Below are 23,111 nucleotides of genomic sequence, written 5' to 3'. Positions count from 1 at the left end.
CGCCGTTATTGCAGCTTTTGCGCCGTGGGTCACGCTGCCGCTTCGACGCAGGCACCGGCCTTATCCACCTTCTTTGGGTTCAAAAATATCCCGGGGGTGAATTGCCCGCAGGGCAAGAGGGGGCTGGCCCCCGCCATGCGCAACAAAAAGGCCCGGGCGCAACACCCGGGCCTTTGAAATTCACTTGATGGTTTGGATCAGTCCATCGGTTTGAAGTGGAACTCGCCGCCTTCCTTGAGGCCCGAGGGCCAGCGCGCGGTCACCGTCTTGGTGCGCGTATAGAACTTGAACGCATCCGGCCCGTGCTGGTTGAGATCGCCGAATACCGATTTCTTCCAGCCACCAAAGGTGTGATAGGCCAGCGGCACCGGGATCGGGACGTTGATGCCGACCATGCCGATATTGATCCGGTTGGCGAAATCGCGGGCGGTGTCACCGTCGCGGGTAAAGATCGCGGTGCCATTGCCATATTCGTGGTCCATCGCGAGCGACAGCGCCTCTTCATAGGTCTTGGCGCGGACGGTGGACAGGACCGGACCAAAGATCTCGGTCTTGTAGATATCCATGTCCTTGGTGACATTGTCGAACAGGTGCGCCCCGACGAAATAGCCGTTTTCATAGCCCTGAAGCGAGAAATCGCGGCCGTCGACCACCAGTTTCGCGCCCTGATCGACACCGGTCTGCACCAGCCGCAGGATGTTTTCCTTTGCGGCGGCGGTGACAACGGGGCCGTAATCCACGTCCGCCCCAGCGGTATAGGGGCCGACCTTGAGCTTTTCGATCCGGGGGACCAGTTTCTCGATCAGGCGGTCGGCGGTTTCGTCACCGACCGGAACGGCAACGGAAATCGCCATACAGCGTTCGCCTGCCGCGCCGTAACCGGCACCGATCAATGCATCAGCGGCCTGATCCATGTCGGCATCGGGCATGACGATCATGTGGTTCTTGGCGCCGCCAAAGCACTGGACGCGCTTGCCCTGCGAACAGCCGGTACCATAGATATATTCGGCAATCGGGGTCGAGCCGACAAAGCCGATCGACTGGATCACGTCATGGTACAGGATCGCGTCCACGGCTTCCTTGTCGCCATTGACGACCTGCAGGATGCCCTTGGGCAGACCGGCTTCTTCCATCAGTTCGGCCAGCATCAGCGGCACCGAGGGGTCACGCTCGGACGGCTTGAGAATAAAGGCGTTGCCGCAGGCGATGGCGGGCGCGAACATCCACATCGGGATCATGGCGGGGAAGTTGAACGGGGTGATGCCTGCCGTAACCCCCAGCGCCTGGCGCATGGAATACATGTCGATGCCGGGGCCAGCGTTGTCGGTATATTCGCCTTTCAGCATCTGCGGTGCGCCGATGCAGTATTCGACAACCTCAAGGCCACGCTGCACATCACCGGCGGCGTCGGGCAGTGTCTTGCCATGCTCGCGGCTCAGCGCTTCGGCCAGCTTGTCCATGTCGCGGTTCAGCAGGTCGACGAATTTCATCAGCACGCGGGCGCGGCGCTGAGGGTTGGTGGCGGCCCATGCGGGCTGGGCCTCGGCCGCGATCTGAACAGCCTTGTCGAGTTCATCCGCAGAGGCGAGCGGCACCTTGGCCTGCACTTCGCCGGTGGCGGGGTTCATGACGTCGGCGAAACGGCCGGACGTGCCTTTGACGTGCTCGCCGCCGATATAATGGGTCAGTTCCTGCATGTTCAGAATCCTCCAAGTTACATTTGCGCGCACGATAGGCTTGCAAAAATCCAATGGAAAGTGGCAAGATTTCAAAAGCGTTTTGCGTTTTTGCAAGGTTTACCCGCATGGCCGACCCGCAATGGGATGATCTCAGGATATTTCTCGCCGTTGCGCGTGAAGAAAGCCTCTCTGGCGCGGGGCGCATTTTACGGCTTGATCCGGCCACCATAGGGCGTCGGATCGCCCGGCTCGAAGCGGCGGTCGAGATGCCGCTTTTTGTGAAATCGCCGCAGGGCTACCGGCTGAGCGCCGCCGGAGAGCAGCTGATGCGGCACGGGGAATCCGCCGAACGGGCGCTGCGCATGGGCGTGGAATCGCTGACCGGGACAAGCAGCGGGCGGCTGACCGGCCAGATCCGGCTGGGCGCGCCGGATGGGTGCGCCAATTACCTGCTGCCGAGAATCTGCGCGGGGATTGCCCGCGAACACCCTGATCTCGACATCCATATCGTTGCGCTGCCACGCGTCATCAACCTGTCGCGGCGCGAGGCGGATATGGCGATTACCGTCAGTGCCCCCACGGCGGGGCAGCTTCTGGTGCAGAAGATCACGGATTATCACCTGCATCTGGTGGCGGCGCGCTCCTACCTGCGCGAGCAGGCGCCGTTTGCTACGGTTGCCGACCTCAAAGGGCATCCGGTGATCGGCTATATCCCTGATATGATTTTCGATTCCGAGCTGGACTACCTGGCCGAGCTGAACGTGGCGCGGGTGCCGCTGGCGTCGAATTCGGTGCCGGTGCAGTTGAACCTCGTGGCCGAAGGGTCGGGGCTTTGCGTTGCGCATGATTTTGCCCTGCCGTTTCACAAGGGTCTGCGGAAGGTGCTGGAAGATGAAATCAGCATGACGCGCAGCTTTTACCTTGTCCGTCATCAGGGCGATCAGAAGAGTGACCGGCTTAACCGGTTCTCAGCGTTGCTGCTGGACGGGATGCGCAGCGAAGTTACCCGACTCGAAAGCCTTACTTGACTTGAAGTCATCTGGGCGCAAGCTTGAGTTGTAGAACCGGCAATGAGGAGGTGCCCATCGATGCTTGTCCAGCAGATACTCAATTCAAAGGCCACGACCGGCGTGTTGACCGTGAGCCCGGATGCGAAGGTTTCCGAGGCGGCGAAAGTCCTTGCGGATAATCGCATCGGGTCGGTGGTCGTGTCGGCGGACGGGGGCAAGACAGCGGCTGGAATCCTGTCGGAGCGCGATATCGTTCGCGAACTGGCGGCACATGGCAAGGACTGCCTTGATGCGCCCACCAAGAAGTACATGACGACCAAGGTCGTCACCTGCACGAGCCAGACCTCGGCGCAGGAGTTGCTGAGCCAGATGACCGAAGGCCGTTTCCGTCACATGCCTGTCGTGGAGGATGGCAAGTTGATCGGGCTGGTGACGATCGGTGACGTGGTCAAGGCGCAGCTTTCTGAACTTGCGATGGAAAAACAGGCCCTTGAAGGCATGATCATGGGTCATTGACAGCGACTTCCCCTTGCATCTTGGCCTGCAATGGTATTTGCAGGTGCGGCATGACGACCAGGGCAGGGGGGAGATGCCATGCGTATTGGATTGTATCCGGGAACGTTTGATCCGATCACATTGGGTCATATCGACATTATTCGCCGGGCCTCCGCTCTTGTAGACAAGCTGGTCATTGGTGTCGCGATCAATCGCGACAAGGGACCGCTGTTCTCTCTTGAAGAGCGTGTTGCGATGATCGAGGCGGAATGCGTGACCCTCTCGCATGAGACGGGGGTCGAGATCGTTGCCCATCCTTTTGAAAACCTGCTGATCAAATGCGCCGAGGACGTGGGTGCGGGGATCATCGTGCGCGGGCTGCGCGCCGTGGCGGATTTCGAGTACGAATTCCAGATGGTTGGCATGAACCGGGCGCTGAACAAGGAAATCGAGACAGTGTTCCTGATGGCCGATGCCAAGCGCCAGGCGATTGCCTCGAAGCTTGTGAAAGAGATCGCGCGTCTGGACGGAGACGTTTCGAAGTTCGTGACGCCGATGGTCAATGACGCCCTGATCGAGCGGATGAAAAAGAAGTAATCCAAGGCACGGCGACCTGGCGGCGCGTGCTGCGCACGCATTCCATTATTGATTTAGTTTTGGCGGGCTGTGTCGGGTCGACCCGGTTAACTGCGCCTTCCTGCGGGCGGGAGTTAGCGCCAGAAGGCAATCCAGTCGAGCAGGGCAAAGACCTTCTTTCCCAGATAGACCATGTGTTCGGTCCCGAAGATCAGCATATCGATGCCGACCGCCGCAAGGATGAGGATGGCCAGCACAAGCGCGATCTGATTGGTCATACGGTTCCACGGGCCCAAAAGCAAAAGTCCCGCCAGATATGCCTGACGGGACCCGAAAGCTCAAGCTGTGGGAATGGCTTAGCTGTGCAGGCGGCCCATAACCACGGCGACGTCGGCCATGCGGACCGAGAAGCCCCATTCGTTGTCGTACCAGGCCAGCACGCGCACCATGCGATCGCCGATGACGCGGGTCTGGTCGGGGGCGAAGATCGAGCTTTCCTCGGTATGGTTGAAGTCGATGGAGACCTTGGGTTCCGGGTCATAGGCCATGACCTTGCCCATCGCGCCCTTGGCGGCGGCAGCCACGGCTTCGTTCACCTCGTCTGCGGTCACGTCGCGACCGGCGCGGAAGGTCAGGTCCACAGCGCTTACGTTGGGGGTGGGGACGCGGATGGCGGAGCCGTCGAGACGGCCCTTCATGCTGGGCAGCACTTCGCCAAGCGCCTTGGCGGCACCGGTCGAGGTCGGGATCATCGCCATCGCGGCGGCGCGGGCGCGGTAGAGATCGCTGTGACGGCGATCGAGCGTCGGCTGGTCGCCGGTATAGGAGTGGATCGTGGTCATCAGACCGTGTTCGATGCCGAATGCCTCATCCAGAACCTTGGCAAGCGGGGCGAGACAGTTGGTGGTGCAGGAGCCGTTGGAGACCATGCGGTCATCGCCGGTCAGGGTGTTGTCGTTCACGCCAAAGACGACGGTTTTCTGAACGTTCTTGGCGGGAGCGGAGATCAGCACCGATTTCGCGCCCTGATCGAGGTGGACACCGGCCTTTTCGCCGTCGTTGAAATTGCCGGTACATTCGAGGACGACATCGCAACCGGACCAGTCGAGCTCTTTCGGGTCGTAGGTCGAGAACATCTCGATCTCGCCCCGGCCCAGATCGAGGGTGCGGTCGCCGACGCGGATATCGTGACCGAAGCGGCCATGGATGCTATCGTAGCGCAGAAGGTGCGCGGCGGTGTCGAGCGGGCCGGTGGCATTGGCCTTTACCACGCGGATGTCGTTGCGCCCGCTGGACGCGATATGGGACAGGGTGCAGCGGCCAATCCGCCCAAATCCGTTGATACCAACATTAATCGTCATGAAAAGCTCCGCCGAAAAGATTCCGTTAACGTGGATATAGACAGGGCTTGCTAAAGGCTAAAGAGAAAAAATAGAAGTTTTTCATTGTGTTAGCGCAAACTTTGGATGTTTGCGCTCACGCTTGCCCTGTGGTGCTTTTGCGCTAGGCTCTGGGCGAAACAAATTGAAGCAGGAGCTGGGCATGAGCGGCCTTTTGGCATTGTTGGACGACGTTGCAGGAATTGCCAAGATCGCGGCGGCCTCGGTGGATGATGTGGCGAGTCAGGCGGTCAAGGCCGGGTCAAAGGCGGCGGGCGCGCTGATCGACGATGCCGCCGTCACGCCGAAATACGTCCACGGTTTTGCAGCGTCGCGGGAATTGCCCATCATCTGGCGGATCGCGAAGGGTTCGCTCAAGAACAAGCTTTTATACCTGCTGCCCGTGGGGCTTTTGCTGAGTGCCTTTGCGCCATGGCTCATTTCGCCGCTGCTGATGCTGGGGGGCGCGTATCTGTGTTTTGAAGGGGCCGAGAAGATTTGGCACTGGCTGTTCCCGTCGAAGCACCACGAGGTTTTCCCCGAGGACAAGCCGGGCGATCCCGCGCATCTTGAAGAGGAAAAGGCCCAGGGCGCGATCAAGACCGATTTCATCCTGTCCGCCGAGATCATGACCATCGCGCTGGCCGCGATTCCGCCGAGCAATTTCTGGATGGAGGCGGCGACGCTGGCCACGGTAGGGGTGATGATCACCGTGGTCGTCTATGGGGCCGTTGCGCTGATCGTCAAAGCGGATGACGTGGGCCTGTTTCTGGCCGAGAACGGCAACCTTGGTCTGACCCGGTCGCTGGGGCGCGGGATCGTGAAGGTGATGCCATGGCTGATGAAATTGCTGACCATCGTCGGGACTGCGGCCATGCTTTGGGTGGGCGGTTCGATTGTCATTCACGGGATGGAAGAACTGGGCTTTGGCTGGCTGGGTCACCATATTCACGACGCGGCGGCTTACCTCGCGCATCAGGTACCTGTCGCCTATGAGGGCGCGGTGGAATGGACAGCCAAGGCGGCGATGGACGGGGTGTTTGGCCTTGCGCTGGGAATGCTGCTGATTCCGCTGGCCACCAATGTCATCGTGCCGGTCTGGACGAAGGTCACCGGTAAATCACCTGCCGAGGGGCATTGAGAGCTGGTTTTTTCAGGTGGTCGTGATCAATTTCCGGGGTGCAATTGAATAATTACTGTATATACACTCATAGGTTGAAAATATTGATGCAAAACTCTCTAAAGTAATGCATGATCAGTGCCATCCGCCGGTGCAATTGTTGCGCGTTGGGGAGGCGAATCAATGTGTTGCTTGGTCAAGTATCTGCTTGTTTCTGCTGCTGCAGCGATGCCGGTGAGTCTGGCGGCGCAGGAAAGCAAGGGACCGCATGTTCTCGAAGTGTTTCTGGGCACGACCTATGCGGATCACCATGGTGAGAGTGAGCACGCTTTTTCGGTCGGCGTGCAATATGGCTATGAGATCAAACGGGGTGTGTCAGTCGGTGTGCTGGCCGAATACGCCACCAATTCGCTGGATGCCTGGGTGGTCGGGATTCCAGCCGTGGTCAATCTTGGTGAGACACCGTGGCAGGTGACGCTGATGCCGGGGGCCGAGCTGGTTGGCGACGAACAGGAATTTCTCTTTCGCACCGGGCTTGGCTATGAATTCGAGATGCAGGGCGGCTATGCGCTGAAACCCGAAGTCAATCTTGACTGGGTGGACGGGGAAACGTCGGTGGTCGCGGGCGTGGCGGTTGGGTTTCGTTTCTGAAAACAGACGCGCGGCGCTTGATGTTTGGAGTAATCGAAAACCCCCCGCCGGGTCCGGCGAGGGGTTCTTTCCTGCTGTGGGACGCCTTGGCGTCCGGTTTAGCCCTTGCGGCGGCGCGCGATGATCAGGCCGCCAAAGGCAGTCACAAGCAGAGGCAGGCCAGCGGGCAGCGGCACTTGGGACACCGAATAGAGGCTTGCGAGACCGGCGGTGGTGTATTCGCTGCCATCGCCGAACGACCAGAATTCGAAGTTCAGGAACTGGCCCGCGACGACGCCATTGCTGGTCTGAAGCGTCAGGTCGACAAGATCGCCGTCAAGTTCAAAGCTGAGCAGATCGGTCATCAGGTAGCTGGCAAGATCGACCGTGTCGAACCCGTCACTGCCATCGATCACGCCGGTGCTGATGGTGCCGGAGGTGAGGCTGTCGATGGTCAGCAGGTCATCGCCCGCGCCATAGAGGATATCGCCGATGACCGCGCTGTTTCCGGTCAGCTTGATCGCGCTGTTGCCCTGACCGGGGGCGAAATCGACGGCACGACCGCTGCGGCCATAGAGCGTCCCAGAGTTGATTACGGTGATTTCGGACGTCGCGGCCTCATCAGCGCCGATGGCATAGCGGCCTTCGATATAGCCCGCGTTTTCGATGAGCAGCTGGTTCGCCGGGCGGGGCGCGTCGCGGCTGTTGTCGAATTCGCTGTCGATGTCGATCCCTGCGCCTTCGGAACCGGTCGAGATGATCCGGCCAGTGGCGTAGTTGAAGATTTCGCCTTCGTCGATGTCGACGCCATCGTCGCTGCCCTGAATCAGGCCATAGTTATAAACCTGACCGGAAGCGAGCTGGGTGCCGTCCTCGTCTTCGATATCGTCGCGCAGGCGGATCGAACCGTAGTTGTAGAGGGTGAAATCGTCGCGCGCCTCGATGACTTCCTCGCCGCCTTCGATGGTGCCCCGGTTGATCACGGTTGAGCCCTGACCACGGACCTGAATGGCGCGGCCTTCGAGCGAGGAGATCAGCCCGTCGTTTTCGATATAGCTGCCGGGTGCGGCCTCTTCGGTGCGGATGGTCTGGCGGCGGGAGGTGATGGTACCGCTGTTGTGCACGGTCAGACCGCCGACAAAACCGTCGAGCGCGTGAATGGCGCGGTCACCGCTGGAGATGGTGCCGGTGTTGTTGACGGTCAGGTTCTCGCCGACGCTGGTGATCGCGTTGGCATTCTTGCGGTCATCGCTGATGCTGATGGTGCCCATGTTCTCGACCGTGACGTTGGTGCCGTCGAGTTCCAGCGGGGTCTCGTCACGGTCGCTGCTTTCGATCGAACCGGTTGCCGTTACGAAGACGGTCAGGTTGTCGCTGGCGTCGCTGACCGGGTCCGAGGCGGGGGTGTCGCAGATCAGGACGGGGTTGCCACCGCTGATCGCTGACGTGCAGCTGGCGGCCTGCGCAAGACCCGGCAGCGACAGGGCGAGCAGGGCGGTCGTGGTCAGAAGGGTATTTCGGGACATTGGGTACTCCGCTGTAACAAGTGCTTGCACCTTTTTCGGCGCAGTCCCGCTGTCTGTGGTTTGGCGATGTAACGCTGGTATTACAGGTCGCGTAAAATGTGGCGAAATCTGGGCAAATTTATCCAGTGGGGCGCCGTGTGCCCGGTTGTCGGGCTGCGCGATAGTGGCGCGGCAACGTGAGATTGCGAAACGGTGCCCCGCCGAGGGTGAGCTTACCGGAGGCGGGGGCCTATGGGCGGTTTCGAAATGCAAAAACGCGCCGCTTGGGCGACGCGTTTTCGGTTCTTTTCAGCCTGTCGGCGTAGCTTTTAGCCGAGCAGTTCCTTGGCTTTCGCCACGGTTGCCTCGGCGGTGATGCCGAATTTTTCGAACAGAACATCTGCCGGTGCGGAGGCGCCAAAGCTGTCCATGCCGATGAACCCGGCCTTTTGCTCGCGGCCGCGTTCGCCCAGCAGCCAGCGATCCCAGCCCTGACGCACGGCGGCTTCGATACCGATGCGGATCGGACCGGCGGGCAGGACTTTGCGGCGATAGGATTCATCCTGAGCGGCGAAAAGCTCCATGCAGGGCATGGAAACGACGCGGGTGCCGATGCCTTGCTCTTCGAGCGTCTTGCGGGCTTCGAGCGCGATGGAAACCTCGGAGCCGGTGGCGATAAGGATGACCTGACGCTTGCCGGTGGCTTCGGCAAGCACATAGGCGCCCTGTGCGGTGAGGTTCTTTTGCTTGTGCTCGAGCCGGACGGTCGGCAGGCCCTGACGGGTCAGCGACAGAACCGACGGCGTCTTGGTCGAGGTCAGCGCCAGTTCCCAAGCTTCGGCGGTTTCGACCGTGTCGGCGGGGCGGAAGACCCATGTGTTCGGTGTCGCACGCGAAATCGCGAGATGCTCGACCGGCTGGTGCGTCGGGCCGTCTTCGCCAAGACCGATGGAATCGTGGGTCATCACGAAGACAGTCGGTACTTTCATCAGCGCGGCAAGGCGCATGGCGGGACGGGCGTAGTCGGTGAAGCACATGAAGGTGCCGCCATAGGGGCGGATGCCGCCATGCAGTGCCATGCCGTTCATCGCCGAGGCCATGCCGTGTTCGCGGATGCCGTAGTGGATGTAGCGACCCTTGCGGTTCTCGGGCAGGAAGACGCCCAGATCGCCGGTCTTGGTGTTGTTGGAACCCGTCAGGTCGGCTGAGCCGCCCAGCGTTTCGGACATGATCGGGTTCACGACCTCGAGCACATGTTCGGAGCTGGCGCGGGTTGCGACCTTGGGAGCGGTTTCCGAAGTCTGCTTTTTCAGCGCCTTGATCGTCGCCGAGAGCTTTTTCGGCGCTTCGCCCGCATAGGCACGGTTGAATTCGTTCTGCTTGCGCTCGGAGAGGGCGGAGAAACGCTCTTTCCATTCGGCATGGGCCGACGCGCCGCGCTTGCCGATCTCTTCCCAAGCGGATTTGGTTTCCGCGGGGACCTCAAAAGGCCCGGTCGTCCAGCCATAAGCGGATTTCGCGGCGGCCATCTGTTCGGCGTCGGTCAGCGCGCCGTGACCCTTGGAGGTGTCCTGCGCGGCGTGGCCGAGGGCGATATGTGTCTTGCAGGCGATCATGCTCGGCTTGCGTGAGGATTTCGCCTTGGTGATCGCGGCGTCGATAGCCTCGGGGTCGTGGCCGTCGATTTCGATGACCTGCCAGCCGGACGCCTTGAAACGGGCGGGCTGGTCGGTGGCATCGGCGATATCCACGGTGCCGTCGATGGTGATGTTGTTGTTATCCCAGAACACGATCAGCTTGCCGAGTTCCAGACGACCGGCGAGGGTAATCGCCTCTTGGCTGACACCTTCCATCAGGCAGCCATCGCCGGCGATGACATAGGTGTGGTGATCGACAACCTTGCGGCCATACTGCGCGCGCTGGACTTCCTCGGCGATGGCGAAACCGACCGAATTGGCGATGCCCTGACCGAGCGGGCCGGTCGTCGTTTCGATCGCTTCGGCGAGGAAATTTTCCGGGTGACCGGCGGTCTTGGCGCCCCACTGGCGGAAATTCTTGATCTCATCGAGGGTGATTTCGCTGTAACCGGTGAGATAGAGCAGCGAGTAGAGCAGCATCGAGCCGTGCCCGGCGGACAGGATGAAACGGTCGCGGTCGGGCCAGTTCGGAGCGGCGGCATCGAACTTGAGATGCTTTTCGAACAGCACCGTGGCGACGTCGGCCATCCCCATCGGCATGCCGGAGTGCCCGGAGCTGGCTGCGTGAACGGCATCGAGCGTCAATGCGCGGATCGCCGCCGCCTTGCTCCAGTGGTCGGGGTTTTTGCTGCGTAATGCGTTGAGATCCACGGCGCGTTGTCCTTTAGAAAAGAGAAAGCTTTGCCGCTGAATATCAAGAGAGGGCCAAAGATCAAGGTATAGCGCCCGGCAAGGTTCAGCATCACATAAGGACAGGCGGGCAAGCCTCTGAAATCTAAAGGGAGGAAATTTGCAATCGCATTGGGTAAAGTGGCAATAATTGGGCGCTTTCATTGATTCGTCCCGACCGGGTCGGCATCAGGGATCGACCGGAAGACGCAGAGCGCCGCAAAAGAAACGGGGTTGAGGGCATGAGTAGTATCGAAGAATTGCAGGGCCGGATTTCGGTCGCCTTGGCCCGTATCGGCTCGGGCGTTGAAACGCTGGCGCAACGGAGCGCGAGCGCCGAGCCGGATCCGGATCTGGCCCGCGCGCTGGCCGAGGAACAGCAGACCGTGGCCCAGATCAAGGAACGGCTGCGGCAGTTGAACCTGAAACATATCGAAGAGACCGAGTCTCTCAAGGCGCAGCTGAACGAGGCGCGTGCGGCGGTTCCGGAGACCGGGGCGGATCAGGATTTGATCGCAGAGCTGCGCGCCCAGATGACGGCGCAGGCCGAGGCGCTGGCCAAGCTGGATGGCGACATGCAGCGCGTGCGCCATGCCAATGATGCGCTGCGCAAGTCGAACGCGGCGCTGCGCGAGGCGAACGAGGCCGGGGTGGGCGAACCCGATTTGATCAACAAGGCGATGCTTGCCGAACTGGAAAGCCTGCGCGCCGCCCGCGCGCTGGACATGTCCGAGGCGGGCGCGGTACTTGCCCGGCTTGAGCCGCTGCTGAAGGCAAGCGCGCAATCGGAAGGGGAGCTCACATGATGCCCGAGGTTACGATCAATATCGGTGGCCGGTCCTTTGAGGTTTCCTGCCAGGAAGGCGAGGAAAGCTATCTGCATTCCGCCGCCAAGATGCTGGACGACGAGGCGCAGATCCTGTCGGACCAGATCGGGCGCATGCCCGAGGCGCGGATGCTGCTGATGGCGGGGCTGATGCTGGCGGACAAGACGGCGTCGTTCGAGGACAAGATCCGCGACATGGAAACCAAGCTGGCGGAAAAGGACGCCGAGCTTGAACAGTTGCGCGAGATGCCCGCGCCCGAGCCGGAACGCATCGAAGTGCCGATTGTGCCGCCGACAGTGCTGGACGCGCTGGCGGAAATCGCCGCGCAGGCCGAGGCGGTTGCCACCAGCGTCGAGGAGCAGACGGCCGAGTAATCGGCCGCCTTTGCGGGACGCGTGTCAGAAGTCTGACAGTGCCTCAGGCATCCAGTGGGTTTCCTTGCGGCTCGCCTTGAAAAAACAGCGCCCGTATTTTTTCAGATTTGCCTGATCGATTTCAAAGCCGAGGCCGGGGGTCTGTGGCATGTGGAACCAGCCGTTGTCGTGCAGGAAGGGCTGGGTAAAGATCATATCGCGTCCTTCCGGCGTCCAGCCCGGGGGTGCAACCGGGTATTCGAACAGCGCCTCGCCCGCAAAGCCGCTTGCGGCAAAGACATGGGCATTGGCGATGAAGCCGAACCCGTTCGACCAGCAATGCGGGGTGAACTTCAGCCCCTGTTCGCGGCATAGCCGCGCCATTTGCAGGCTTTGCGCGATGCCTCCGGCCCACATCGCATCCGGTTGATAGATGTTGTAGCAGCCCATCTTCAGCATCCGTGCGAGTTCCCGGTATCCCATCACGTGAAGTTCGCCCCCGGCAACGGGAACGCGGGAATGGGCGGTGAGCCGGGCGATTTCTTCGTGCCATTCGCCAAAGAGCGGTTCCTCGACCCATGCGAGCCCGACATCGGCGGCGGCGTCGACGAAGCGTTTAGCGCGGTCGAGTGACCAGAGCGGCGCGTCGCCGTTCTGGGTCAGCCGGAAAGCCTGATTGCAGTCGACCGAAATTTTCATTTGTCCCTGCATATAGGTCGCGATGTCCGAAGTATGTTCGATGTCAACGGCTTCATCGAAATCATGAACCCTGATCTTCATGGTTTTGAAGCCTTCGGAGAGCCGCTCTTCGGCTTCGTCGCGACGCGCCTGCGGGTCTTTCAACTCGCCCGCAGAGGCATAGAGCGGGAGGCGGTCGTCGGTGCCGCCGAGGTACTTGTAAAGCGGCAAACCGGCGGTCTTTGCCTTGATGTCCCAGAACGCGGGTTCAATCCACCAATTGAAATTGCCACCGGCGGCCATGATCTGGATGCGCTCGGAGAGGGTTTCGATATCGCTTGCGTCCTGACCAAGGAAGAGGCTCGCCAGTAGGTCGCCGAGACCGGCGCGCTCGCGTCCTGCCGCCGGAAAGCCGCTCCAGCCTTCGACGCCATCATCGGTGATGAATCGGACGATGCACATGGAAACCTGCGTCCTGATCGTGCCGGGTATCCAGGAGGGGGCGTGCGGGGCAGGCAGCGGCGTCTTGACGAGGTAGAGTTCGACGCGGTCGAGCACTTGCATATCGGGTCCTTTCACAGGGTTCTGCGTGCTTGTGGTCCTTGTGCACCCTGCTGGTGCGTCAGGCCGTTGGCGGAACGCTATGAAGAGAATGGTTTGGTCGATATATCCAATTAAGCAAAACTGAGGGACCAATTCCCAAATTGGAGAATTGGGGTGATGAGCTCAAAGTTAGTCGGAAGCTGACGCCTGTGCGGATCGGGAACGCTATTGGCTGCGGGCACCAAAGGTTTTGACAGGAAACAAAAAACCCGCCGGTGAGGGCGGGTTTCCATAAGTCTCGAATTTTCGCGAGATCAGCCGTTGGCTTCGCGGATCTTGTTCGCGGCATCCTTGTCATAGGCGACGCCGTTTTCGTCAAACAGGGTATCGAGTTCGCCGGACAGGGTCATCTCGGTGATGATGTCGCAACCGCCGACAAATTCGCCTTTGACGTAAAGCTGCGGTACGGTCGGCCAGTCGGAGAAATCTTTGATGCCCTGACGGATCGAGTCATCGGCCAGCACGTTCACATCGGCGAAATTGACGCCCATGTAGTTCAGCACGCCTGCGACACGGCTGGAGAACCCGCATTGCGGCATTTCCTTGGTGCCCTTCATGTAGAGCACAACGTCATTGGCAGTAATCGTTTGCTGGATCTGGCTGGCGATGTCCGTGGTTTCGGTCATTTGCATGTTCCTTTGCTCATCGTGGCGCGGCCGTGGTCGGCTTGGCCGCGGCGTTGACGCCAATATAGGTGTTCCGGCGGCCATGGTCTACGGGGGGCCGGGTTTGCGTGGATCAGGCGGGTGCCTTGGTTGTCAGGGCAAGCGCGTGCAGCTCTCCGGCGGGACCGTCCATTTTGCCTTTCAGCGCGGCATAGACGGCGCGCTGCTGCTGTACGCGGTTCTTGCCGCGAAAGCTTTCGTCGATCACCTCGGCCGCGTAGTGATTACCGTCGCCGGCCAGATCGGTGATGGTGATGCTGGCATCGGGAAAGCTCTCTCGGATCAGGGCTTCGATGTCATGGGCTTGCATTGCCATACTGGCGGACTCCTCTGTGAAACTCAGATGTAGGATGCCTGACGCGCGGACACAAGGCGAGGGCAGAGCGTTGCTATTAGATCGGGATTGCCCGGATCTGCAAGCCGGTTGCTCGCCTCTGTTGCGTCAGACGTCGAGGTCGACCCAGACCGGGACATGGTCTGACGGTTTTTCGTGACCGCGGATTTCGGAATCGATGCCGGTATCGGTCAGCCGGTCGGCACATTGCGGGGTCAGCAGGAAATGGTCGATGCGGATGCCGTCGTTCTTGTTCCAGGCGCCGGCCTGATAATCCCAGAAGGAATAGTGACCCGGCCCCTGCACCCGCGCGCGGAAGGCTTCGGTGAAGCCGAGATTCAGGATGCGACGGAAAGCGGCGCGGCTTTCGGGCCGGAAAAGCGCGTCCTCGCGCCATGCATCGGGGCGTTTGGCATCCTCGGCCTGCGGAATGATGTTGTAATCGCCTGCCATGAGAGCAACTTCCTCACCCTCGAGCAATTCTTGCGCACGGGTGCGCAGACGTTCCATCCATGCGAGCTTGTAGTCATATTTTGGCCCCGGCGCCGGATTACCATTGGGCAGGTAGAGACCACAGATACGCAGCGCTTCCTTGTTCACGACGGTTGCCTCGATCCAGCGCGCCTGATCGTCACCGTCGTCGCCGGGAAGCCCGCGTCGCACGTCTTCGAGGGGGAACTTTGACAGGATGGCGACACCGTTGAACGATTTCTGGCCATGAGTTTCGACCTGGTAGCCACGGTCTTCGAAGAGGTCGCGCGGAAAGGCTTCGTCGACGGATTTGATTTCCTGCAGCAGGACGACGTCGGGCTGGGCGTCATCCAGCCATGCCGGAAGCGCGGCGGCACGCGCCTTGATCCCGTTGATGTTGAAGGTGGCCACTTTCATGGTGATTGCCCCGTCCCGATCTGGTTCCGATGCCCGATCTATGACCCAGCCGGAGGCCCGGGACAAGGCGTAGCAGGTGATTCGCCTGTCAGAAACTGATGTTGCATTTTCGCAACTCAATTTCGACCCTGACACGCGTCAGGTCTGCCGCGCATCCGCACTAGAAGATTAACAGACGGACTCGGATGCGCTTCACGTCCGGAGTCAGTTGCGGACTGTGGATAAGAATTTTTACGCTGACCAGATTCTTGACGGAACGCTTTAACGTCATCGTTTTGCTTTGCAATTTTGATGTGGATAACTGGGTCCCTTTGGGGGGAGCGCCAGAAAAAAACTCTTAGTAACTCGACGTCAAACTGCAAACCTGAGGAGGTGATCCACCAACTTCGAAACGAGGAGATTTCCAGATGACTGCACTTCAAAAAACTTACGAAAACGTCAATTTTTCTCTTGCACCCACTGCGAGCATGTTCGGTGGCGACGCGACAGAGATGTATTCCTCGGCGTCTTTGCCCAGCATGGCAGTGGACGCGATCCGTGGTGATGCGACCGCGCTTTTCTCCTCGGCATCGACGCCTTGCGGGGACGTTTCTGCCACCGGCGGAGCGCTGACGGGGATGTTCTCCTCGGCGAGCTGAGGGGCCATTCGGGTCGATAGCGTGGGAACGGCGTTCGTGGACGCCATTTGAAAGGTACTAGAATATGTCGAATGTCATCCACCTGAACCTGGCCGCCCATCGCCAAACACGAGATCAGCGCCTTGGCGCGCTGATCTCGAACTTTGCCAGCCAGCGTCGCGTTCCCGACGATGTTTTCTGGCTTAAGGAAAATGCCGAGCTGCTGAACATCCTTGAATGTACGGGCACCCATGTCGGCGCCGAGAGTCTGGCCCCGCATGAAGGGTTCTATGCCTCAGTCGAGCGCCGGGTAAGTTTTTTCCCACAGTATTACCGCTTTCTTCTGTCGATCTGCCTCGATCTCGAAGATCTGGGCATGCCGGGCGACAAGGGCGAGGCGCTTGCCGCCTGGGTGGCACGCGAAGAACTTGTTGGTGCCGAGCTGTCGGATCTGCAACGCGCCGAGGCGCGCCGGTTGCTGCAACGCCGCGGTGTTTGGGACGCGCGTGACGATGCGGGGCTGGTAAACCGGCTGCACGAGTTCATGGAGCGCACCCGCACCTTTGCGATTCCCAACAAGAAAGCCTGTTACGAGCTGACCCATATCGTCTTTTACCTGAGCGAATACGGTCGCCGTGACCCCGAGATCACTAAAGCGTCGAAGGAAAGTCTTGAATTCGCAGGACTTCTGGCCTTTCTCGATCAGGACGCCGATCTGCTGGCTGAAATCTGCATCGCCTTGCGCTATGCTGGCGTGGAACCGTCGGCGATATGGGAGGGATGGCTTGCCCGCGATACCCACCAATTCTTAATCGAGACAGGTCAGAATGCGCGGGCGGCAGACGATTACCATACCTATTTCGTGGGCAATTGGGCGATGGGCCAGTGCGGAGACCAGATTTTCACTCAGGACGTGGCGCCGGGGCGCCTTTCCTTTCATCGACCCGCTCAGGCTGCAGCGCCACTGCGCCAGATCTCGGAATATCTCTTCCACCTGAGGGAGTCCCGAAGCGATGACTGGTACCTGATGCGCCCGCTGGTCGAGAACTGCCTTTCCGAAGAAGGCTATGCCATCCTTAAAGAGGCGCAATCGAGTTCCCCCCGGTTCGAGGCCTTTTTCGCGCAGTTTGCCCGGGCCAGCCAACAGGATGGCATCGCGCGGGAGACCGCGCTGTGAGCGGGGCGCAGAAAGCCCTGATGGGGGCGATGCTCGCGGCGTTTTACACGGTTCTGATTTCCTGTGCCGACGCGATCACCAAGTTGATTGCCGGGGGATACGCGGCGCCGCAGCTTTACGCGATTTCCGGCTTTCTCGTCGTGATGATGTGCCTTGGCGCGAACCGCTTCTCGGGCACGAGGGTCCGGGGGTTGCTGACGGTTTGCCCGCGCGCGATGGCACTGCGCTCGGTTGCAACCGTGCTTGCCGCTCTGTCGTTCTTTTACGCCTTCAAATTGCTGCCGTTTGCCGACGTGTTCATTTTCATTGGCCTCATGCCGGTCATGGCGGGACTGATGTCAGGGCTGATCCTTGGCGAAAAGGTACGTCCGGGTGCATGGATTGCGCTGATGGCTTGTTTCACAGGCGTACTTTGCCTGTTTCCGGAAGGGATCCGCGCGATGCAATGGGGGCATGCCTTTGCCTTTGCCGCGACCTGTTTCGGGACATTCTCTATCGTGCTGGCCCGTTATATCGGGCGCTGGGAAAGCAATGCGCTGGCGCAGGTGTTCTATCCCAACCTCGCGATCTTCGTGTCGATGGCCGTGGTGCTGCCTCTGGTCTGGAAACCGATGCCGATTGCCGATCTGGGGTGGGTTGCAGCCTATGCGGCGATCCTGTTCGGCGCGCGCTGGCTGCTGGTTGTCGCGCTGCGCCTGCTTGCGGCCTATGCGGTGACGCCGATGATGAACCTGCAGTTTGTCTGGATGGTCCTGCTGGGCGCGGTCTTTTTCGGCGAAGTGCCGGGGGCCGAGACCTATCTTGGGGTCGCGATCGTGATCGGGTCGGGTCTGTTCCTGATCTGGGATCAGTTCGTTCCGGCGACGGTAGATATCAAAGCCCAGCCGGCGGTGTCGCCCCGCCGCTGAGCCGATAGATCACATTGAAAAGGACGTGCCGCAGCCGCAGGACGAGGTTGCGTTCGGATTGTCGATCACGAAACGCGCGCCGATCAACTCCTCGGTAAAGTCGATGACTGCGTTGGACAGGAAGGGCAGGGAAATATTGTCGACCACGACTTTCTGACCGTGACCTTCGAGAACGAGATCATCCTCGGCCGGCTGGTCCAGCGCGATTTCATACTGGAATCCAGAACATCCGCCACCCTCTACCGCAACGCGCAGCGCCTTGCCTTGCGTGGCTGCGCCGATTTCGGCGAGGCGTTCGAACGCGCGATCTGTGACTTTTGGGGGCAGTTGCATTTCCGGGCTCCGGCAGCGGTTTCCTTATCTTCTGGTCTACAATATAGAAACTCAGACGACAGGCGACAAGGATGAGTAACAATGTGGGCGCCTTATGCCTCGGATCCGGCAAAAACCAGGGGACGGTTGATACCGGAAGAGGAAAGCAGTTTCCGATCGTGTTTCCAGCGCGACCGGGACCGGATCATTCATGCCAGCGCCTTTCGGCGGCTGAAGCATAAGACACAGGTCTTTATCGAACATGAAGGCGATTACTTTCGCACGCGGCTGACCCATTCCATCGAGGTGGCTCAGGTGGCGCGGACGATTTCCGGAGCGCTGGGACTGAATGCCGAGCTGACCGAGGCGGTCGCGCTGGCCCATGATCTGGGGCACCCGCCTTTCGGGCACACGGGCGAAGATGCCCTGGAAGAGCTGATGCGCCCCTATGGCGGGTTCGACCACAACGCGCAGGCGATCCGTATCGTGACCCATCTGGAACGACATTACGCCGATTTCGACGGTTTGAACCTGTCCTGGGAAACGCTGGAAGGGCTGGCCAAGCATAACGGCCCGGTGACGGGAGAACTGCCCTGGGCACTGGCGGCCTATGCGGAAAAGCATGACCTGGAACTTGATAGCTATGCGAGTGCCGAGGCGCAGGTGGCGGCGATTGCCGATGACGTGGCCTATAACCACCACGATCTGCATGACGGGCTGCGGGCCGAGCTGTTTTCGACCGACGAACTTGCCGAGCTGCCGATCCTCGACAGGAATTTTGCCGAGGTGGACCGGCTTTATCCGGGGTTGAACTATTACCGGCGCAGGCACGAGGCGCTGCGGCGCTTTTTCGGGGTGCTGGTCGAGGACGTGATCAATTTCGCGCGCATTCGTCTGGACGAGATCAAACCGCAATCGGTCGAGGATGTGCGCGGGGCAGGACGCACGATCATCCGCTTTTCCGACGAGGTGTTTACCGATCTCAAAGAGATCCGCGACTTTCTGTTCCAGCGCATGTATCGTGCACCAAGCGTTGTGGAAGTTCGGGCGCAGGTGACGCAGGTGGTCCGTGATTTGTTTCCTCATTTCATGGCGCATCCCGAGCTTTTGCCCAAGCAGTGGCGCAAGGATGTCGAGGAAGCACAGGGGGAAACCGAACTTGCCCGGATCGTGATGGACTATGTGGCCGGCATGACCGACCGTTTCGCATTGCAGGAACATGCGCGTTTGCTGGGAACCGAATTGGACCCAAACCGTTCCCCTCTCTAGGGGCTTGAAAAGGATGACAGAATGGCCGTTGCTGATGGGGCGATAACACCGGTGATGGCCATCGCGCTTGCCGGCTCAATGGGGGTCGGCGCACAATGGCTGGCTTGGCGTCTCAAGCTGCCCGCAATCGTTTTGATGTTGATGGCCGGAGTGCTGATCGGCCCCGTATTCGGGATTTTCCGACCAAATGAAGTTTTTGGCGATCTAACGCAGCCAATCATCTCCATCGCTGTTGCTATTATTCTGTTCGAAGGCGGGCTGACGCTATCGCTTCATACGCTGCGCGAGGTGCAGCAGGGTGTTATGCGTCTTGTGGTCATCGGCGCGCCTTTGGGGTGGCTGCTTTCGACGCTGGCCCTGCATTACGCGGCAGGGCTGAGCTGGGAAAGTTCGGCGGTGTTCGGCGGTATCATGGTAGTTACGGGACCGACGGTGATCGCGCCGCTGCTGCGGCAGGCGCGGCTCTCGCGCCGCCCAAGCGCGCTTTTGCAATGGGAAGCGATCCTGAACGACCCAATTGGCGCAATGGCGGCGGTTCTGGCGTTTGAAGTGGTCGCGCTTCTTAACCTAGACGTCGATACCACAAGCGAGGCGATTTTCCACGTCGGCGGTGGCGTTCTGGTGTCCATCCTTGCGGGGTGTGCGGCGGGCCTGTTCCTGTCCTGGGCATTCCGGCGCGGCAAGGTGCCGGAATACATGAAGGTGCCTTTCATCGTCGTTTTCCTTCTGGGGGTCTTTGCGCTGTGTAATGCGCTGCTGCATGAAAGCGGATTGCTCGCGGTGACGGCGATGGGGGTGATCCTCGCCAATGCGAACCTGCCATCATATGACGAGATGCGGCGGTTCAAGGAGCACGCGACGATCTTGCTGGTTTCGGGAGTGTTCATCATTCTAGCCGCCTCGCTCGATTTCTCGAGCCTCGAGCAGCTCACTTGGCGGGCCGCAATATTCGTGGCGGTTGTGATTCTGATCGTGCGCCCGCTGACGGTTTACCTGTCGCTGGTGAAAAGCGATGTGAGCTGGCGCGAACGCACGCTTGTGGCACTGACCGGTCCGCGCGGCGTTGTGCTCGTCGCGGTGGCGGGGCTCTTCGGCGACCGGCTGGTACAGATAGGTATCGAGGATGGGGCGCTGATTGCACCGCTTGCTTTTGCTCTGGTGGCCGCCACGGTTGTCGTACATGGATTCTCGCTGGCGCCGCTGGCACGGCTGTTGGGGCTGAGGGGGGCCGAGCAACCCGGCATCCTTTTGGTTGGCGGCTCGCCCTGGAGCACGGCGTTTGCCGAGGCGGTGAAGCGGACCGAGGTGCCGGTGCTGATCAGCGACCGAAACCGCTCGCATCTGCGTAAAGCCCGAAGCCTTGGGATCGAGACATTCTTTGGCGATGTCCTGTCCGAAACCGCGGAACAAAAGATAGAGAACGCGCATTACGCGCGATTGGTGGCCGTATCCGACAACGACGCCTACAACACGCTGGTCGCCACCGATCTGGGGCCGGAATACGGGCGAGACAATGTCTTTCAGCTTCAGCGCGAGAACGCTGAGGCAACGCGAAATTCTCTGCCGGCGTCATTGGGGGGGCGGGTATTCGCGCAAGGCAAGACCTATGAGGAACTGGAAACCAATTTCCGTGCGGGATGGGAATTCCGTGTGACGAAGCTTTCCGAAGAGTTCACCTACCTTGACTGGCGCGGCCAGCGGCCGGATGCGATCATCATGATGATCGTTTACCCGGATGGCACGTTGCGCTTTCCGGGACCGGATACCGATGTGGCCGGGGGCAAGGGGGCGCAGATCGTGCACATGTCACAAAAACTGCCCGAAGACAAAAAAACGCACGAGAAACTGTCGCCTCTTGCCGCAGGCCGGGAAGAGCAAGGCGCGTGAGGCGTTGACCTTGAGGGTGCGCGTGCTAAACCCCGCGCATCTTTACAGGAAGCCGACATGAACCTCTTTGCCAATATCCGTACGCTTGTTCTGGACAGTCTTGAAACTCTCGTGCGCGAAGGTGCGCTGCCCGAGGGGCTGTCTTATGACAATGTCACGGTGGAGCCGCCGCGAGACGCGGCGCATGGCGATATGGCGACCAATGCGGCAATGGTGCTGGCCAAGCCAGCCGGGCTGAAGCCCCGCGATATTGCCGAGGCGCTGGCGCGTCATCTTGAGGCGGACGGGCGGATTGACGGTGCCGAGGTCGCGGGTCCGGGCTTTTTGAACCTGCGCCTGTCGCCGGTTGTATGGCAGGAAGTCGTTGCGACCGTGTTGGGCGAAGGCACCGCCTATGGCCGCTCAGACATGGGGCAGGGCAAGAAGGTCAACGTGGAATACGTGAGCGCGAACCCCACGGGTCCGCTGCACGTGGGGCACACGCGGGGCGCCGTATTCGGCGACGCGCTGGCCAGCCTGCTGGTTTATGCGGGCCATGATGTGACGCGCGAATACTATATCAATGACGGTGGTGCGCAGGTCGATGTGCTGGCGAGGTCGGTTTACCTCAGATACCTTGAGGCGCTGGGGCAGGAAGTTGCTTTTGAAGACGGGACCTATCCCGGCGACTACCTGATCCCGGTCGGTGAGGCGCTGGCTAAAGAAAAGGGCGACGCCTGGGTCGACCAGCCCGAGGATGTCTGGCTTGAAGAACTGCGGGACTATGCCACCGACGCAATGATGGCGCTGATCCGCGAGGATCTGGCCGCGCTTGGCGTCGAGATGGACGTGTTCTTTTCGGAGAAATCACTGTACGGCACCGGGCGGATCGAGGCGGCGCTGGCCGATCTTGAAGCCAAGGGGCTGATCTATGAGGGCGTGCTTGAGCCGCCGAAGGGCAAGACGCCGGAAGACTGGGAACCGCGCGAGCAGACGCTGTTCAAATCGACCGAACACGGTGATGACGTGGATCGGCCGGTCAAGAAATCCGACGGTGGCTGGACCTATTTCGCGCCGGACATCGCGTATCATTATGACAAGGTTTCCCGGGGCTTCGACGCACTGATTGATGTGTTTGGTGCGGATCACGGCGGCTATGTCAAACGGATGAAAGCGGCGGTGTCCGCACTTTCGGGCGGATCGGTGCCGCTGGATATCAAGCTGACGCAGCTGGTGCGGCTCTTCAAGAACGGCGAGCCGTTCAAGATGTCCAAGCGGGCCGGGAATTTCGTCACCCTGCGCGACGTGGTCGATCAGGTCGGCCCGGATGTGACCCGCTTTGTGATGCTGACCCGCAAGAACGACGCGCCGCTGGATTTCGATTTCGACAAGGTGCTGGAACAGAGCCGCGAGAACCCGGTGTTCTACGTGCAATATGCCAATGCTCGGGTGATGAGCGTGCTGCGCAAAGCGGCAGATGCCGGGATTGCCGCCGATGACGCGGCACTCAGGGCCGCTGATCTTGCGGGATTGACCCACGAGGCCGAGATCAAGGTTGCCAAGAAGCTGGCGGAGTGGCCCCGGCTGGTAGAAATCGCGGCGCGTACCAATGAACCGCATCGTGTTGCCTTTTACCTCAACGAGCTGGCCGCCGATTTCCACGCCCTGTGGAACCGGGGCAATGACGCGACCGAGCTGCGCTTTATCCAAGAGGGCGATAGCGCGGCAAGTCAGTCAAAAATGGCTCTGGCACGGGCTGTTTCCGTTGTTATTTCCGCAGGTCTTGGTATTCTTGGCGTCACACCGGCGCAGGAGATGCGGTAACAAAATCGCCCAGAGCGCCGGGCTGAGGCA

The 23,111-nt window shown here is 60.4% G+C and carries 23 protein-coding genes; 13 read left to right on the top strand and 10 right to left on the bottom strand.

Annotated features, from left to right (window positions below; genetic code table 11):
* Positions 1–197: 197 nt before the first annotated feature.
* Entirely contained in the window at positions 198–1,697 is a 1,500-nt protein-coding gene (locus ACU0FH_RS01120; RefSeq protein WP_446192979.1) for a CoA-acylating methylmalonate-semialdehyde dehydrogenase, read from the bottom strand.
* A gap of 107 nt (positions 1,698–1,804) precedes the next feature.
* Between ACU0FH_RS01120 and ACU0FH_RS01115 the strand changes: the two genes are divergently transcribed.
* The 3 genes from ACU0FH_RS01115 (at position 1,805) to coaD (ending at position 3,781) form a co-directional block, all read left to right on the top strand.
* Positions 1,805–2,707, top strand: coding sequence for a LysR family transcriptional regulator (locus ACU0FH_RS01115; protein ID WP_446192978.1), 903 nt, complete (start codon positions 1,805–1,807; stop codon positions 2,705–2,707).
* A gap of 60 nt (positions 2,708–2,767) precedes the next feature.
* Positions 2,768–3,205, top strand: coding sequence for a CBS domain-containing protein (locus ACU0FH_RS01110; protein WP_446192977.1), 438 nt, complete (start codon positions 2,768–2,770; stop codon positions 3,203–3,205).
* Positions 3,206–3,283: 78 nt separating this feature from the next.
* Complete coding sequence (gene coaD / locus ACU0FH_RS01105; protein ID WP_238370618.1) at positions 3,284–3,781, top strand: pantetheine-phosphate adenylyltransferase; 498 nt, start codon at positions 3,284–3,286, stop codon at positions 3,779–3,781.
* A 113-nt stretch (positions 3,782–3,894) separates the two neighbouring features.
* On the opposite strand, the gene ACU0FH_RS01100 is transcribed toward coaD, so the two are convergent.
* Positions 3,895–4,038, bottom strand: a complete 144-nt coding sequence (locus tag ACU0FH_RS01100) for a hypothetical protein (RefSeq protein WP_446192976.1) — start codon at positions 4,036–4,038, stop codon at positions 3,895–3,897.
* A gap of 78 nt (positions 4,039–4,116) precedes the next feature.
* Positions 4,117–5,121, bottom strand: a complete 1,005-nt coding sequence (gap, locus tag ACU0FH_RS01095) for a type I glyceraldehyde-3-phosphate dehydrogenase (protein WP_446192975.1) — start codon at positions 5,119–5,121, stop codon at positions 4,117–4,119.
* A 181-nt stretch (positions 5,122–5,302) separates the two neighbouring features.
* Here gap and ACU0FH_RS01090 point away from each other — a divergent pair, with 181 nt between their 5' ends.
* Positions 5,303–6,280 (top strand): DUF808 domain-containing protein, encoded by a 978-nt coding sequence (locus ACU0FH_RS01090; RefSeq protein WP_446192974.1) that lies wholly within the window; start codon positions 5,303–5,305, stop codon positions 6,278–6,280.
* Between the two features lie 162 nt (positions 6,281–6,442).
* Positions 6,443–6,910, top strand: coding sequence for a hypothetical protein (locus ACU0FH_RS01085; protein WP_446192973.1), 468 nt, complete (start codon positions 6,443–6,445; stop codon positions 6,908–6,910).
* 98 nt (positions 6,911–7,008) lie between these two features.
* Here the strand turns inward: ACU0FH_RS01085 and ACU0FH_RS01080 are convergent, their stop codons facing one another.
* Positions 7,009–8,415, bottom strand: coding sequence for a VPLPA-CTERM sorting domain-containing protein (locus ACU0FH_RS01080; RefSeq protein WP_446192972.1), 1,407 nt, complete (start codon positions 8,413–8,415; stop codon positions 7,009–7,011).
* A 308-nt stretch (positions 8,416–8,723) separates the two neighbouring features.
* The gene (gene tkt, locus ACU0FH_RS01075; RefSeq protein WP_446192971.1) at positions 8,724–10,742 is read right to left on the bottom strand and encodes a transketolase; all 2,019 of its coding nucleotides are present in this window, start codon (positions 10,740–10,742) and stop codon (positions 8,724–8,726) included.
* A 260-nt stretch (positions 10,743–11,002) separates the two neighbouring features.
* On the opposite strand from tkt, the gene ACU0FH_RS01070 reads away from it, so the two are divergent.
* Both ACU0FH_RS01070 and ACU0FH_RS01065 read left to right on the top strand, forming a co-directional pair.
* Positions 11,003–11,566 carry a hypothetical protein gene (locus ACU0FH_RS01070; RefSeq protein ID WP_238370626.1) on the top strand — a complete coding sequence of 188 codons (564 nt, stop codon included), beginning with the start codon at positions 11,003–11,005 and terminating at the stop codon, positions 11,564–11,566.
* Positions 11,566–11,961, top strand: a complete 396-nt coding sequence (locus tag ACU0FH_RS01065; protein WP_238370706.1) for a cell division protein ZapA — start codon at positions 11,566–11,568, stop codon at positions 11,959–11,961. The genes ACU0FH_RS01070 and ACU0FH_RS01065 overlap by 1 nt, the downstream gene beginning before the upstream one ends.
* Positions 11,962–11,985: 24 nt before the next feature.
* Here the strand turns inward: ACU0FH_RS01065 and ACU0FH_RS01060 are convergent, their stop codons facing one another.
* The 4 genes from ACU0FH_RS01060 to xth all read right to left on the bottom strand — a co-directional run bounded on the left by ACU0FH_RS01060 (position 11,986) and on the right by xth (position 15,108).
* Positions 11,986–13,182 (bottom strand): mandelate racemase/muconate lactonizing enzyme family protein, encoded by a 1,197-nt coding sequence (locus ACU0FH_RS01060; protein ID WP_446192970.1) that lies wholly within the window; start codon positions 13,180–13,182, stop codon positions 11,986–11,988.
* 293 nt (positions 13,183–13,475) lie between these two features.
* Complete coding sequence (grxD, locus tag ACU0FH_RS01055; protein WP_238370628.1) at positions 13,476–13,847, bottom strand: Grx4 family monothiol glutaredoxin; 372 nt, start codon at positions 13,845–13,847, stop codon at positions 13,476–13,478.
* Positions 13,848–13,959: 112 nt separating this feature from the next.
* Positions 13,960–14,202 (bottom strand): BolA/IbaG family iron-sulfur metabolism protein, encoded by a 243-nt coding sequence (locus tag ACU0FH_RS01050; protein WP_088632534.1) that lies wholly within the window; start codon positions 14,200–14,202, stop codon positions 13,960–13,962.
* Positions 14,203–14,328: 126 nt separating this feature from the next.
* Positions 14,329–15,108, bottom strand: coding sequence for an exodeoxyribonuclease III (gene xth / locus ACU0FH_RS01045; protein ID WP_446192969.1), 780 nt, complete (start codon positions 15,106–15,108; stop codon positions 14,329–14,331).
* Between the two features lie 407 nt (positions 15,109–15,515).
* Here xth and ACU0FH_RS01040 point away from each other — a divergent pair, with 407 nt between their 5' ends.
* The 3 genes from ACU0FH_RS01040 to ACU0FH_RS01030 all read left to right on the top strand — a co-directional run bounded on the left by ACU0FH_RS01040 (position 15,516) and on the right by ACU0FH_RS01030 (position 17,810).
* Complete coding sequence (locus tag ACU0FH_RS01040; RefSeq protein ID WP_446192968.1) at positions 15,516–15,746, top strand: hypothetical protein; 231 nt, start codon at positions 15,516–15,518, stop codon at positions 15,744–15,746.
* Between the two features lie 64 nt (positions 15,747–15,810).
* A complete protein-coding gene (locus ACU0FH_RS01035) occupies positions 15,811–16,902 on the top strand; it encodes a DUF6902 family protein (RefSeq protein WP_446192967.1) in 1,092 nt (363 codons plus the stop codon).
* Positions 16,899–17,810 (top strand): DMT family transporter, encoded by a 912-nt coding sequence (locus tag ACU0FH_RS01030; protein WP_446192966.1) that lies wholly within the window; start codon positions 16,899–16,901, stop codon positions 17,808–17,810. Before ACU0FH_RS01035 ends, ACU0FH_RS01030 begins: the two co-directional genes overlap by 4 nt.
* Before the next feature lie 9 nt (positions 17,811–17,819).
* Here the strand turns inward: ACU0FH_RS01030 and ACU0FH_RS01025 are convergent, their stop codons facing one another.
* Positions 17,820–18,143, bottom strand: coding sequence for a HesB/IscA family protein (locus tag ACU0FH_RS01025; protein WP_088632529.1), 324 nt, complete (start codon positions 18,141–18,143; stop codon positions 17,820–17,822).
* An 81-nt stretch (positions 18,144–18,224) separates the two neighbouring features.
* On the opposite strand from ACU0FH_RS01025, the gene ACU0FH_RS01020 reads away from it, so the two are divergent.
* The 3 genes from ACU0FH_RS01020 to argS are packed head-to-tail and all read left to right on the top strand — an operon-like array spanning position 18,225 to position 23,081.
* Positions 18,225–19,391 carry a deoxyguanosinetriphosphate triphosphohydrolase gene (locus tag ACU0FH_RS01020; RefSeq protein ID WP_446192965.1) on the top strand — a complete coding sequence of 389 codons (1,167 nt, stop codon included), beginning with the start codon at positions 18,225–18,227 and terminating at the stop codon, positions 19,389–19,391.
* Between the two features lie 21 nt (positions 19,392–19,412).
* Positions 19,413–21,278: a cation:proton antiporter gene (locus tag ACU0FH_RS01015; protein WP_446192964.1), complete on the top strand. Its 1,866-nt coding sequence runs from the start codon at positions 19,413–19,415 to the stop codon at positions 21,276–21,278.
* Positions 21,279–21,335: 57 nt separating this feature from the next.
* On the top strand, positions 21,336–23,081 hold the full coding sequence (gene argS, locus ACU0FH_RS01010) for an arginine--tRNA ligase (protein ID WP_446192963.1): 1,746 nt from the start codon (positions 21,336–21,338) through the stop codon (positions 23,079–23,081).
* Positions 23,082–23,111: the final 30 nt, after the last annotated feature.

This window comes from Heliomarina sp. (genome assembly GCF_052826185.1).
The sequence above is the reverse complement of the archived record's forward strand: the minus strand, read 5'-3'. Positions and strand labels throughout refer to the sequence as shown.

Coding starts and splice junctions, on each gene's coding strand:
- ACU0FH_RS01015 (WP_446192964.1), top strand. CDS start 19,413: ATGGCCGTTGCTGATGGGGCGATAACACCGGTGATGGCCATCGCGCTT.
- coaD (WP_238370618.1), top strand. CDS start 3,284: ATGCGTATTGGATTGTATCCGGGAACGTTTGATCCGATCACATTGGGT.
- xth (WP_446192969.1), bottom strand. CDS start 15,108: ATGAAAGTGGCCACCTTCAACATCAACGGGATCAAGGCGCGTGCCGCC.
- ACU0FH_RS01035 (WP_446192967.1), top strand. CDS start 15,811: ATGTCGAATGTCATCCACCTGAACCTGGCCGCCCATCGCCAAACACGA.
- ACU0FH_RS01060 (WP_446192970.1), bottom strand. CDS start 13,182: ATGCAAGTGCTCGACCGCGTCGAACTCTACCTCGTCAAGACGCCGCTG.
- ACU0FH_RS01020 (WP_446192965.1), top strand. CDS start 18,225: ATGTGGGCGCCTTATGCCTCGGATCCGGCAAAAACCAGGGGACGGTTG.
- ACU0FH_RS01065 (WP_238370706.1), top strand. CDS start 11,566: ATGCCCGAGGTTACGATCAATATCGGTGGCCGGTCCTTTGAGGTTTCC.
- grxD (WP_238370628.1), bottom strand. CDS start 13,847: ATGACCGAAACCACGGACATCGCCAGCCAGATCCAGCAAACGATTACT.
- ACU0FH_RS01115 (WP_446192978.1), top strand. CDS start 1,805: ATGGCCGACCCGCAATGGGATGATCTCAGGATATTTCTCGCCGTTGCG.
- ACU0FH_RS01120 (WP_446192979.1), bottom strand. CDS start 1,697: ATGCAGGAACTGACCCATTATATCGGCGGCGAGCACGTCAAAGGCACG.
- ACU0FH_RS01100 (WP_446192976.1), bottom strand. CDS start 4,038: ATGACCAATCAGATCGCGCTTGTGCTGGCCATCCTCATCCTTGCGGCG.
- argS (WP_446192963.1), top strand. CDS start 21,336: ATGAACCTCTTTGCCAATATCCGTACGCTTGTTCTGGACAGTCTTGAA.
- ACU0FH_RS01080 (WP_446192972.1), bottom strand. CDS start 8,415: ATGTCCCGAAATACCCTTCTGACCACGACCGCCCTGCTCGCCCTGTCG.
- ACU0FH_RS01110 (WP_446192977.1), top strand. CDS start 2,768: ATGCTTGTCCAGCAGATACTCAATTCAAAGGCCACGACCGGCGTGTTG.
- ACU0FH_RS01040 (WP_446192968.1), top strand. CDS start 15,516: ATGACTGCACTTCAAAAAACTTACGAAAACGTCAATTTTTCTCTTGCA.
- gap (WP_446192975.1), bottom strand. CDS start 5,121: ATGACGATTAATGTTGGTATCAACGGATTTGGGCGGATTGGCCGCTGC.
- ACU0FH_RS01090 (WP_446192974.1), top strand. CDS start 5,303: ATGAGCGGCCTTTTGGCATTGTTGGACGACGTTGCAGGAATTGCCAAG.
- ACU0FH_RS01085 (WP_446192973.1), top strand. CDS start 6,443: ATGTGTTGCTTGGTCAAGTATCTGCTTGTTTCTGCTGCTGCAGCGATG.
- ACU0FH_RS01070 (WP_238370626.1), top strand. CDS start 11,003: ATGAGTAGTATCGAAGAATTGCAGGGCCGGATTTCGGTCGCCTTGGCC.
- ACU0FH_RS01025 (WP_088632529.1), bottom strand. CDS start 18,143: ATGCAACTGCCCCCAAAAGTCACAGATCGCGCGTTCGAACGCCTCGCC.
- ACU0FH_RS01050 (WP_088632534.1), bottom strand. CDS start 14,202: ATGGCAATGCAAGCCCATGACATCGAAGCCCTGATCCGAGAGAGCTTT.